The organism is uncultured Granulicatella sp. (assembly GCF_963515615.1).
Classification (GTDB): domain Bacteria; phylum Bacillota; class Bacilli; order Lactobacillales; family Aerococcaceae; genus Granulicatella.
Genome location: NZ_CAUPZT010000044.1, coordinates 1 through 11,941, shown reverse-complemented (window position 1 = coordinate 11,941; position 11,941 = coordinate 1). Strand labels below are relative to the sequence as shown.

Genomic DNA, 11,941 nt, shown 5'->3' with positions numbered 1-11,941 from the left:
GTCCCACAAGTTGTATTGACACTGGTTCGTGTCACAAATGTTTGTGTTTCTTAGATTTACAATGGTTAATGGTTTGGATAGAAACCTTAGATTAGCTAAAAAATATGGTAGCATAAAGGATTATGCAAATGCTATATATGATTATTGTTGGACAATAATATGGTGGTATGAAGATCGTGATAGATATTATGAAATGTATCTAGAACTTGAGAATATATATAAAGAACACTCTGAAAATTATTCAATTTTAAAAAAATTAAGTACTCTTTGGATTACTTTGAATTCTAATCACAATAAAGGTAAAAAAATAATTAATGAAATGGAAGATCATACTCAGTTTTTAGTAGATTCATTTCAGAGATTCATTCAAGATACTGAGAATCCTAAAAGAGGTAAATTAGCTAAATTTGATTATCAAATGATGAGATTACAATATCCTGAAAAATGGGATGATATAGTACAAACATATATCGAGATTCTTAGTGATTTTAATTTTAATAATGATATTGATTTATATCAATTAAAAAGTGTTATGGAACTTAATATCTTGAAGGAATGTCCTCAGTATGATGAGTTACTTGAACTTCTTATTGATTTACTAGAAAAGCAGTCAAAGAATAATGAATCTTCACAATTATTATTAAAAAGAGGAGATGATTATTTTAATAGTGATGTATATAAGTCAATTAAATTCTATAGTCGAGCTTTAACAAAGCTATTTCATAAAAACTCTAAAATAGATTTAATTCAAACTTATATACGATTAGGTCGAGCTTTTGAAGAAATTGATCTGTTATGGAGTGCAAGAAGTTATTATATAAGAGCATTTATGGTTTCAATGGGTTTATATTTCTTTGAAGGAAATGTAATTCCAGGTTTGTTTTTATCTGCGAGGTCATTAAAATATTTGGAATTACGTTTAGGGAGAATTGAGCCTTCATTAAAATATAATGAATTAGAATTCATTGGATTAGGGTTGTACCCATATGACACTGATGAGAAAACAGAAATGGAGAGCTATACACATTACGATGCATTATTAGCTATTGCATTATTAAATTTAACAAATAGGAGTATTGAACAATATATAAGTTTTCCAGATTTTCTAAAAAAGCAAGGATTAGAGATATCATCAGCTGCTTTAAAATATAATCTGGGATATTATGATGACGATTTTGTTGAGGCTGTTGGAACAAAAGATTCTGTTGATGAATATATGAAACAATTACTTGAACAACCAGCATCTAAATACTTTCAAGATAAATTTAGTGAGGAAAGCTCTTCTCAAAATGTTGAGTTAAAAACGAAGGTTATGGGTTGCAATATATGTGTTAATTATGAGAATCATAGTTATTTCAGAGAGTTTGGCTCAACTATTTTGGCACTGTTTGAAAATATATTTGCTACTTCTATTTACAATCAAATGTTTCCCTTACTACCAGAATTTATAGTTAATATAGAGGAGAAATATGGACAAGAATTTGAAATAGAAATTAAGCAAAATGATAATGTCATCGATGTATATATTTCAAATGTTTCAGAAATAGGAGAATATTCAAAAAGAGATTTTGTATTAGAAAAATTGACTATTATTGTATCAATATTTATTACGCAAATGATTCCATATGAGAGTGAGTTCAAAAAATTTCATAAATTTGTTGAAGATGAAGAAATAATGTTTAGAACATTATATTGCTCCTGTACATTAGATACTTTTGTTGCATTTGATGAAGATTATTATTTATTAGATGGGTTAGAAAATGAAAAAAATATAAATTAGCTAGAAAAAATAGTTTAATAGATAAAGAATATCAAATGCAAGAAGATTTAGAAAAGATGGATCAATTTAATGAGATTATCTATGGGGAAAAACCAGAAGATATTGAAATTTTTAAAGTGTCGCATGAAAAAATCTACAGTAGTAATGTGATTTATATTCCGTTATGGGAAAAAGCAGGCTGGAGGGGACTCACAGTTATTAGTGACAAAAATTATGACTATCCACCTCTTGTAGGATTATTATTTGATAATAAAGAAGGAATAGATATTTTTAGAAAGTGGAAGGAGGAAATAAAAGTCGAAAAAATTACTCTTGGTATTATCACGGGGATTAATAAGGCTAATCCATATTGGTATAGAGTCATTATTGGTGAAGATTTGATTAGATCTAAAAATATAGAGAAAAATAGTACACCGAGAATTTTTAGCCAATTAACTAAACTTCATACTATGGAGGCAAAAAATCAAACGAATCTAAATATTTTAAAAAGATCTCTTGCCAAACATAAGATTTTTTATTTTTACCAGTATTGTTGGAAGACTTAAAAACAAATACATTAAGAATGGATTTATCAATCGAAAAAAATTCTAAAGACATTATTATTAAAGATATTATTGAAATTGAAGAACAAGATGTATTTTTAATAAACGGATTAATGCCAACAGATCAGCCATATAATAAATCAGGAAAAGAAACTTTATCGAGGGAAAATAGGCTAATCATTCTAGTGATAATGGAATATGTGCAATTATTATTAAATAATCATTTTAGTTTGATGGATAACAATCCACCTGACTAGAACTGTATCAGTAGAACGATTAAAAAAAGTTTTTGCTGGAGAACAAGGTGGTATTTCTCAAGATGTAGATTGGCAAAGTGGAGGTTCCTTTGTTTACTGTGAATTAAAAAATGATGCACAAGATTTCTTAAATATAATTGAAAATTCAACAACTACTGAACAAGTGATTGAATTACTTGAACAGATTAAAAAATCTTCATTCCTGTCTTATCGAGTAGAAGCAAAGAAACTTCATAAAGAAGAATTTAGCCGTTTAAGTTTAGTAGATCAAAAACAATTATTAATTGAATTAATTGACCAAAATAACTTATATGTCAATTATTCAGATATTGATGATATTGATAATAACGTGACATAAAAAGAGAAAGAATAGAATAGAAATTTCTATAAGGAGGTATAACATGCGATTCACATATGAAAAGTATGATACTGCTCAAAAAGATGGATTTCGTAATTTTAGAGAAGATATACCTGAATACATTATAAAGAACCTTCGTTATCCCTTAAGACTGTATCAAGAAGAGGCAATTGGGCGTTATTTATATTATAAGGATCATGATGCAACTTTTCCTGAACAAGTATTATTTAATATGGCAACAGGTTCAGGGAAAACTTTATTAATGGCAGCTGTTATTCTTGAAAAATATCATCAAGGAGAACGAAATTTCATTTTCTTTGTTAATAACGATAATATTTTAACAAAAACTCGTAGCAACTTTATTACAAGCAGTGATAATAAGTATTTGTTTGCAGATAAAATTGTGATGAATCATCAAGTAGTCAATATTAGAGAGGTAGAAGATTTTTCAGATGCACAAGAAGATAGTATTAATATTGTATTTACTACTATTCAAAAGTTGCATCAAGATTTAAATACTCCTCGAGAAAATCGTTTATCCTATGAACAATTTGAAGATATCTCAGTTGTATTATTAGCAGATGAGGCGCATCATTTAAATGCTGGCCTTAGTAAAGGGGAGAAAGACGAAAATACTAGCTGGACTAATACTATAGCCAACATTCAACAAAAAGCAAAGAAATCAAGTATTTTTGAATTTACAGCAACAATTGACTTATCAAATAAGGATATAGCAACTAAATACGAAAAATCGTTAATCTTTAAATATGATTTAAAAGAATTTAGATTAGATAAATATTCTAAAGACGTGTTATTCCATTTAGTAGATGGTGATTTAAAAGTCAGAATGCTGAATGCGATATTAATTAGTCAATATCGTAAAAAGATTGCATTAAAAAATAATGTTAATTTAAAACCATTAGTGATGTTTAAATCTGAGAAAATTGCTGAGAATAAAGAAAATTTAAATTTATTCAATGAGTTATTATCGGAATTAACTCCTGAAATGATTCTACAACAAAAATCTGTTATTAAATTGAATAATGAGAAAAGAATTAATATTCTACAAAAGGCTTTAGAATATTTCGAAGCATCAGATATCAGTTTAAATGACTTGATTGATGAGTTGAGAGAAGATTTCCGTCTTGAAAGATTAATGTTGATTGATGGTAAGAATAAGTCTCAAGAAGATTTACTTTTATTAAACACATTAGAGCAACCAACAAACGAAATTAGAGCAATTTTTGCAGTTGATATGTTAAATGAAGGTTGGGATGTTTTAAATTTATTTGACATTGTTCGTTTATATGATAAACGTGATGGAAAACAAACTGCTAAGGGATTTATTCCTGGAAAAACTACAAATGCAGAAAAACAACTAATAGGTCGTGGTGCACGTTATTATCCATTTACATTAAATAATCAGCAAGAAGATAAATATACACGTAAATTTGATGATAATGAAAATACTGAATTACGTGTCATTGAACAACTTCACTATCATGCAGCAAATAATCCTAAATATATTTCAGAAATGAAAATTGTTTTACGTACTTCTGGTATTATTGATGAGGAAAATACTGTTGAAAGAGAATTAAAACTAAAAGATTCCTTTAAAAATTCAAGAACATACACTAATGGCGTAGTATGGATGAATGAGAGATTAAGCTATTTAGAAGCTTTAGAAGTGAGACAAGAAAGTTTGTTTGACACTAAGTTTATTCCAGAATCTATTGAAGTAAAATTACCAACAAGTAGTATTAGAGGTTTTTCTGTATTTGAAGATGATGACATAACAGCGTTGGAAGAAGATTTGAGAAATGTAACATTTAAGTATGGTAAAGTAATTGGTAATAATATTACGAGACATGCAATCAATCAAAATAAGAATTATACATTTGATAAACTTCAAAAAGCTATTATTGGTTTACCAAGTATATCAGTCTTTATAGATGATTTAAAAGATATAGAAGTAACAGTCATTGGTAATATTATTGATGAAAAATCACTTACTCCAGATCAAAAATTATTTATTGCTCAATCTTTATTGACGAAGATGGAAAGCTTATTAATTCCAATGGAAGAGAAATTTATTGGATCAGATGAATTTAAGCCTTACCCAATCCATAAAGTGTTTGAAGATAATATCATTCGTAAATATAGTATTCAAGAGAATTCAAATTCTGAATTTGGAATCTCACAAAAAAATGCTAGATCAACTCAGTATTTTGAAAATATTGATGAATTAAATTGGTATGCGTACGATGATAACTTTGGAACAAGTGAAGAAAAATTACTCGTTCGTTCTATTAAAAATCTAATGACTACTTTAGAAAAACAATGGTCAGATATTTACCTTGTGAGAAATGAAAAAGGTGTTCGTATCTTTAATTTTTCAGATGGACAAGCGTTCGAACCTGATTTCTTGTTATTTGCTAATGATAAGAAAACTGGAAATATTTCATGGCAAATTTTTATTGAACCAAAAGGAAGTCAATTCTTAGATAGTAATAACACCTTCAAGAATAGTAAAGAAGGCTGGAAAGAAGCATTCTTAAATGAAATTACGGAACGTTCAGAATCAAAAGTTTTAATTGATGATGATAAGTACAGAATTATCGGATTACCATTCTTCAACGAGAAAAACACAAAATCTCAATTTGAAAGTGCGTTGAAAAATATACTTCCAGATTCAGAGTTTGAATAACAAAGGTTCTTAAACTAAGATAAGAAAAAATGTTTAAAACAATTAATATTGTTTCTAAACTTTACAACAAAAGTGAAGGAGATAAATTTTTGAAATCAAATAAATCATGTAATTGTTCATATTGTATTAATAATTCAGAATTTGATATGCCAGATGAGATTGTTGAAGCTGCCTTAAGTAAAAATTTAGTTCTTTTTTGTGGAGCTGGTATAAGTACTGAGTCTAAATTAGTTCTTAAATCTTCATTATATACTGATATATTTAATGAATTAAAAAATAGATCAGCTATTAAAAGTGATTTAGATTTAAGTTTTTCAAAATTGATGAGCTTATATACTAATACTTTTTTTAAAGGACGACAAAAATTATTAATTAAAATAAAAGAACGATTTGATTATATTAAATCGTTTCCTCAATTATTAGATATAGCAACTAGGTTTCATAGAGAAGTATCAGCGAATCCATACATTGAAACAATAATAACAACAAATTGGGATACTTATTTTGAGGATTTTTGTGATTGTTCACCTATAGTAAATGATAAAGATTGTAGTTTATGGGATGCATTTACTAAGCGAGTTTTTAAAGTGCACGGTTCAATTAATAATGTTGCTTCAATTGTAGCAACAGAAGAAGATTATGAGGATTCATATCAAAATTTAGCGAATAACTTAACTGGTAGTATGTTAAAAAGTTTATTAGCTAGTAAAACAGTTGTTTTTATCGGTTTTTCTTTTGGGGATGAAGATCTTAACAAGCTTTTTGATATTTTAAAAGAAAAATTAGGAAATATGAGTAATCAATTTTATTTAGTTACAGTTGATAAAAACTGGGAAAATAATGAAGATAAGGTAATCATTCCTATTATAACTGATGGAACATATTTTGTTCATCAACTTAATAATATTTTAATAGATAGAGGTAAACTTTTCTCAAAGGAATTATATAATTATGCCGAAGAACTTCTTAATATCAAAAAAAATCAGCATAACGAGATTATAAATTCATCTGTTTTTTTTAAAGATATTGATCAATATCCAGAATTATTGCTTTCTATTGCTTATCAGGATGGAATTATTCATGCTTTAGAACATTGTATTGCGAATAGAAATAAAGGTGATTATTTAATTCCTGGCTACTTAGAACAAAAGATTGCTTTACTAAAAAAATATTATAGTTATAGTTTAGAAAATGAAGAATATGATTCAATATATTTTAATTTTGGATATCTTACAGTGCTAATTTCACTCCTTCAATATATTAGCTCAAATGAATTAGAAAAAATATTTATGTTTAAACTTGGTGAAAAATATTTTGAAACAAAAGATGAATTATTTAATGATCTTCAGAATGGTAGAGATAAAAATCGATTTGAATATTGTTTAAATATTGTAAATAATCTAAATAATACAGTACCAAACTTTGAGCCTTGGCTAATTTGGAATGATTATAATTTAATAAAAATAAATAGTAAAAGTTGTATTTAATTGGTTAAGTTAGACGAATACTGAGCATTTACAGTTGGTAATTATATAGTTGACAGTATTGAAAAATTATCATATGGTTAAAGAATTTATGTTACTTTACTTGCGAGTACTTTAGCTTTAATATTCAACTAAAAGACTAGGTCAGGAAGTATACAATGCCTTGGTCATCTTTTACTAAGTAATAAGAAAAAGTTTTAAAAGTAATTATATAATTTCTAACTAAAGCAATGAGGTGATTATATGTTTGTAACGTATCCAGCAATATTTTATAAGAATAAAGATAATGAAGGATATACAGTTGTATTTCCTGATTTAGAATATGGATCAACAGAAGGTAGAAATGAAATAGAAGCTGTACAAATGGCACAAGACTATATTGGAAGTTGGGTATATGAAGAATATCTAGAAAATAATGATTTTCCAAAATCAAGTAAGTTAGATGAAATCACTGTCGAAGATGATAAGTTTTCAGATATATCTAATAGTTTTGTTAAGTTAATTGAAGTAGATTTAAAAGAGTATGTAAGAAATCATAATATTTAAGAAACGACATAACGACTAGATTATAGCAAAGCTAATATGGAAAAAAAGAAAAAATAGCCTAAGATCCACCCTCGCCCAATCGTAGCATCATACGAATGAGCGAGTTTTTGTATTTTCAAAACAATTATTTGCTATTTTGCACCCAAAAATATATAATTTTGGGTGCAAGGAGGTGCTTGAGATGGGTTCGATAACGAATCAAATAGAGGAAATAATGACAGAAAATCCAGGAAAAATCTTTTCAATTCATGATTTCTATCATATTGGAACAAAAAATACGATTAAATCTGTTTTATATCGTTTAAATGAAGAGAATAAAATTACTAGATTAATAGATGGACTTTATATAAAACCTAAATATAGTGAGATTTTAAAGGAATATTCTTATCCAGATGCAAGTGAAGTTGCAGAAAAACTAGCTGAAAAATTTTCATGGACGATTTCGCCCGCAGGTGATACAGCTTTGAATTACACTGGTTTATCTACCCAAGTACCGAATGAATACATTTATATTTCTGATGGTGCATATAGGGAATATTCATATAGAGACAAAAAAATTTCTTTTAAGAATACAACGAATAGAAATATAAGTAGTTACTCAAAAGAATTATCAATTCTTATTCAAGCTATTAAAGCCCTAGGTAAAGAGAATATAACAGATGAAAATATACAAAAATTGGCAGTTTTTGCAAGAAATATTAATGAAGATTTAAAAAAAGATACGTTAAAATTACCGTTTTGGATACAAGAAGTTCTTGAAAAGATACAGGAGGTTTCTTATGAATAAGCTACTGGAGTTAACGGAAGAAGAGTTAGAGCTTGTTATTAATAATACTGCTGATAAGCTCAAACTATCTAAAGGTATAGTTGAGAAAGATTTTTGGGTTTGTGTGATTTTAAAATATTTATTTAGTAGTTTTAAATATAAAGATTCGATTGTATTTAAAGGTGGAACAAGTTTATCAAAAGTATATAAATTGATTGAAAGATTCTCAGAAGATATTGATTTGGCTTTGGATTGGACATTATTAGGTTATGATAAAACGGAACCTTATGAAGATAGGAGTAATACAAAACAACTTAAGTTTAATCAGAAACTAAATTCAGAAACAGAAATATTTCTTCAAGAGCAATGGCTACCTATTTTAAGAAACGATTTTAACATTCTATTAAAGAATAGGAAATTTAATTTTTATATTGATGAGTTTGATAAGCAAACAATTTGTTTTGATTACCCTAAAATGCATAGGGATCCATCAATATTACAAGTTATTAGGCTTGAAATTGGATGTTTATCAGAACCTATTCCTGCTAGTAATCAGATTATAAAGTCATATGTTGAAGAAGTATATTCTGATATTTTTAACGAAAATATAAATGTTGTAGCAGTAAATAGTTTAAGAACATTTTATGAAAAATTAACAATACTTCATAGAGAAGCTAATCGAATGAATGGGAATTTTCCAACTAGATATTCTAGACATTATTATGATATTTATAAAATGTTATTAACTTCAGTAAAACACGAAAGTTTTGATCGTTTAGAATTATTAAAAGAAGTTATAGAATTTAAGAAAAAATTTTATGCCTGTAATTGGGCAAAGTATGATGAAATTATGGATGGAAATTTAAAATTAATCCCATCTGAGGAAGCATTGTTAATTTTTTCTAAGGATTATGACAGTATGAAAAATATGTTATTCGGAGAAAAAGTAGAATTCGATAGAATAGTAGAATACCTTAAAGCATATGAAAAGGAATTAAATAATGTAATTAAAAATAATTAACTCCCCCTCTCCCAATCGTAGCATCATACGATTGGGAGAGTTTTTTTATTAGAACTAAAATTATATAAAAAAGTTCATAACTTTCCGGTATCACACTTTCAATGCTATAATAATTGAAGAAGTTATCCGCTAGATTATTTTCTAGTTTAAAAGAAGGTGTAGAGTGAATCAAAAACATATCCGAAAACAATGTGAACAGCTATGGACAAGAAATAAATATTACGTGTTGAGTAAATCCCATAAAATTTATTTGGAAATCAGAGAATATTTAAAAGAAACAGAAGTTGATGTAAATGTGTTACTTCAAAAAATCAAACAAGTAAATGATATACAAGAAAGTAAAAAAGACTTTCATAATGCAATTCTTCATGTATGGGGATATTTTAAAAATACAGCAGAAAGGTTCGAAAAAGAAGAATTGTTTCGTTTACTGGAGGAGTATAGAACTGGAGTAAGTGATCAAAGTTCTGTCATCCATTATATCCATACATTATTAGAGAAATACCCCAATAACTATTTACAACAATCAACGTTAATAACAGGAGAACAAGATGAGATTATGGCATGAACAAATGATATCAAAATTACCTAAGAATCAATTATTAGGACAGCATAGAGAATGTTGTGCGCTTAGGGGAAATGGATGGAATAAGAAACATAAAACTGTCGAGTATGTATTTTTATATTCTCCTTATCACCTATTTTGTTATCATACATTGATTATGGATGAGATGAATAATAGAGGCTACAAAGTAGCAACTGAGTGGCGAGATAAGAATTATCGTGGAAAGATTGCAGAAAGCTATGATAATCTTGCGGCAGTAAAGATAAATACTCCAATTTATAAAGAACATAATGAAGCATATCTTCAGGAATGTATCGTGAATTTACGATTAAAAGGCATTGAAATTGAAGAGTAGATAATCATAAAAATGATGAAACCCTGCACCCAAAAGTATAGAGTTTTGGGTGCAGGGTTCTTTCTGTCTTATTGTTTTTTCTGTTTTGCTCGTTGTTCTAACATTCGTTTGACGAACTCCGGCATTTTAACATTTTCTCTGCCTTTTTTAGCGATTAATTTCTTCACGAATTCTGGCATTTGAATATCAGATTCTTGTTCTAGAATGTTTTTTGATGTTTCTGGTGGTAACATTTCATCCAGTGTTTCTTCTTCATGTGTTTTAAGAGTGAAGCTTTCTGTTTTGTGAGCTCGAACCGTTTCGTATAAGGCTTCTACTAAGAGTGGATGATCATCCGGCATTGGTGGTCTGTGATAATGTACGCCAAACTCATCGCATAAGTCCTTACATTCGATATCATTGTCATATAAAACTTCGATATGTTCGCTAATAAAGCTAATTGGAATGAAGATATAATGTTCAGGATGTTCCGTTTGTTCTCTTAAGTATTCTAGAACGTCTGGTTTCATCCATGGTAGTCCAATATCACTTTCGCTTTGCCATGTATGAGTGTACTGATGTTTTTCCAAGCCCAATCTTTCTGCAACGATTTGTCCATTTTTATAAATTTGGTCGATATAAGGATCTTCGAATTCCAATGCAATAACCGGTACACTATGTGCTGAGAAGACGACTTTAAAGCTGTCTTCTTTAACGTCTTCGGTTAAAATCTTTTTGATTTCCTGTTCCCAGAATTGTAGTAAGTTTGGATTATGATACCAATCTTTTACCATGTGGAAACGAATGGTTTTGCTTTCGATGAATTTCTCATATCCATAAATGGAGTAGTAAGAGTAATGGGGTTCAAGAGCTAAGCCCAGGCATTCTTCGATTCCGTCTTGTTCCATTTGTTTAACGACTTCTGGAATGAATGGAGAAGAGAATTTATTAGCAAAATAAACGGTATATTCTCCTTGTACTCGTTCTTGTAATTTTGCTGCTTGCTGTTTTGAAATTTCTTGTAGGGGACTTCCGCCAATTTTTTGGTAGTTGTCATACAAGTGTTGGATTTCTTGATCCGTTGGACGAACACCACGACGAATATTTGTAAAAAATCTTGCGATATCTTCAAATGTATATCCTTCAGGTGTACCAAATGTCATAAGTAAAATTGCTTTTTTTGTCATATAACCACTTTCCTATGTGAATTTTTTTTCATCATAACATTTTTATAACTATCTGACTAGTAGAATACATTGAAATAGTGGTTAAGAAGAGTTTATAATAAAGAAAATAAAGTATAGGGAGTTTTTTTCTATCTATTAAAACGTAGCAGATACGTTAAATGAATTAGGCATTCCATTTCAAATTGTGGAACATGAACCTGCACTAACAACGGAACAAACAAATCGTTTTATCGAAGGGATGGAAGGTATTCACATTTTATCAATACTCAGGATTTATTTACCTTCTTAAAAGAAATAGGATACGAACCACACGTGATTGAGTTATAAAATGAGGTGATTATATGAAAAAATTACAAAAAGGAATGCATATTCGAGTACTTAGTCCATCTTCGTC

12 protein-coding genes and 1 pseudogene are annotated in these 11,941 nt (G+C 28.3%); 12 read left to right on the top strand and 1 reads right to left on the bottom strand.

Features of this window, described 5'->3' with window-relative positions; all coding sequences use genetic code 11:
• Positions 1-61 precede the first annotated feature (61 nt).
• The 11 genes from RYL55_RS07035 (at position 62) to RYL55_RS06985 (ending at position 10,381) form a co-directional block, all read left to right on the top strand.
• Positions 62-1,780 (top strand): hypothetical protein, encoded by a 1,719-nt coding sequence (locus tag RYL55_RS07035; RefSeq protein ID WP_315008241.1) that lies wholly within the window; start codon positions 62-64, stop codon positions 1,778-1,780.
• Positions 1,781-1,815: 35 nt separating this feature from the next.
• Complete coding sequence (locus RYL55_RS07030) at positions 1,816-2,325, top strand: hypothetical protein (RefSeq protein WP_315008240.1); 510 nt, start codon at positions 1,816-1,818, stop codon at positions 2,323-2,325.
• On the top strand, positions 2,310-2,579 hold the full coding sequence (locus RYL55_RS07025) for a hypothetical protein (RefSeq protein WP_315008239.1): 270 nt from the start codon (positions 2,310-2,312) through the stop codon (positions 2,577-2,579). The genes RYL55_RS07030 and RYL55_RS07025 overlap by 16 nt, the downstream gene beginning before the upstream one ends.
• A gap of 163 nt (positions 2,580-2,742) precedes the next feature.
• Entirely contained in the window at positions 2,743-2,937 is a 195-nt protein-coding gene (locus RYL55_RS07020) for a hypothetical protein (protein WP_315008238.1), read from the top strand.
• A gap of 43 nt (positions 2,938-2,980) precedes the next feature.
• Positions 2,981-5,644 carry a DEAD/DEAH box helicase family protein gene (locus RYL55_RS07015; protein ID WP_315008237.1) on the top strand — a complete coding sequence of 888 codons (2,664 nt, stop codon included), beginning with the start codon at positions 2,981-2,983 and terminating at the stop codon, positions 5,642-5,644.
• Positions 5,645-5,673: 29 nt separating this feature from the next.
• Positions 5,674-7,131 (top strand): SIR2 family protein, encoded by a 1,458-nt coding sequence (locus tag RYL55_RS07010; RefSeq protein WP_315008236.1) that lies wholly within the window; start codon positions 5,674-5,676, stop codon positions 7,129-7,131.
• Positions 7,132-7,371: 240 nt separating this feature from the next.
• The gene (locus RYL55_RS07005; RefSeq protein ID WP_315008235.1) at positions 7,372-7,674 is read left to right on the top strand and encodes a type II toxin-antitoxin system HicB family antitoxin; all 303 of its coding nucleotides are present in this window, start codon (positions 7,372-7,374) and stop codon (positions 7,672-7,674) included.
• Positions 7,675-7,855: 181 nt separating this feature from the next.
• Positions 7,856-8,461 (top strand): DUF6088 family protein, encoded by a 606-nt coding sequence (locus RYL55_RS07000; protein ID WP_315008234.1) that lies wholly within the window; start codon positions 7,856-7,858, stop codon positions 8,459-8,461.
• Positions 8,454-9,461, top strand: coding sequence for a nucleotidyl transferase AbiEii/AbiGii toxin family protein (locus tag RYL55_RS06995; protein WP_315008233.1), 1,008 nt, complete (start codon positions 8,454-8,456; stop codon positions 9,459-9,461). The genes RYL55_RS07000 and RYL55_RS06995 overlap by 8 nt, the downstream gene beginning before the upstream one ends.
• Positions 9,462-9,624: 163 nt before the next feature.
• Positions 9,625-10,029: a YbgA family protein gene (locus tag RYL55_RS06990; RefSeq protein WP_315008232.1), complete on the top strand. Its 405-nt coding sequence runs from the start codon at positions 9,625-9,627 to the stop codon at positions 10,027-10,029.
• Entirely contained in the window at positions 10,013-10,381 is a 369-nt protein-coding gene (locus RYL55_RS06985) for a TIGR02328 family protein (RefSeq protein WP_315008231.1), read from the top strand. The genes RYL55_RS06990 and RYL55_RS06985 overlap by 17 nt, the downstream gene beginning before the upstream one ends.
• A gap of 68 nt (positions 10,382-10,449) precedes the next feature.
• Here RYL55_RS06985 and hemH read toward each other — a convergent pair whose 3' ends face one another.
• Positions 10,450-11,547 (bottom strand): ferrochelatase, encoded by a 1,098-nt coding sequence (hemH, locus tag RYL55_RS06980; RefSeq protein WP_315008230.1) that lies wholly within the window; start codon positions 11,545-11,547, stop codon positions 10,450-10,452.
• A gap of 169 nt (positions 11,548-11,716) precedes the next feature.
• On the opposite strand from hemH, the pseudogene RYL55_RS06975 reads away from it, so the two are divergent.
• Positions 11,717-11,797 (top strand): annotated as a pseudogene (locus RYL55_RS06975) (prolyl-tRNA synthetase associated domain-containing protein); the annotation flags it as partial.
• Positions 11,798-11,941: the final 144 nt, after the last annotated feature.

What these genes read in the sequence shown, in the direction of transcription:
- RYL55_RS07035 (WP_315008241.1), top strand. Translation starts at nt 62, where the DNA reads ATGGTTAATGGTTTGGATAGAAACCTTAGATTAGCTAAAAAATATGGT.
- RYL55_RS07030 (WP_315008240.1), top strand. Translation starts at nt 1,816, where the DNA reads ATGCAAGAAGATTTAGAAAAGATGGATCAATTTAATGAGATTATCTAT.
- RYL55_RS07015 (WP_315008237.1), top strand. Translation starts at nt 2,981, where the DNA reads ATGCGATTCACATATGAAAAGTATGATACTGCTCAAAAAGATGGATTT.
- RYL55_RS07010 (WP_315008236.1), top strand. Translation starts at nt 5,674, where the DNA reads ATGTTTAAAACAATTAATATTGTTTCTAAACTTTACAACAAAAGTGAA.
- RYL55_RS07005 (WP_315008235.1), top strand. Translation starts at nt 7,372, where the DNA reads ATGTTTGTAACGTATCCAGCAATATTTTATAAGAATAAAGATAATGAA.
- RYL55_RS07000 (WP_315008234.1), top strand. Translation starts at nt 7,856, where the DNA reads ATGGGTTCGATAACGAATCAAATAGAGGAAATAATGACAGAAAATCCA.
- RYL55_RS06995 (WP_315008233.1), top strand. Translation starts at nt 8,454, where the DNA reads ATGAATAAGCTACTGGAGTTAACGGAAGAAGAGTTAGAGCTTGTTATT.
- RYL55_RS06985 (WP_315008231.1), top strand. Translation starts at nt 10,013, where the DNA reads ATGAGATTATGGCATGAACAAATGATATCAAAATTACCTAAGAATCAA.
- hemH (WP_315008230.1), bottom strand. Translation starts at nt 11,547, where the DNA reads ATGACAAAAAAAGCAATTTTACTTATGACATTTGGTACACCTGAAGGA.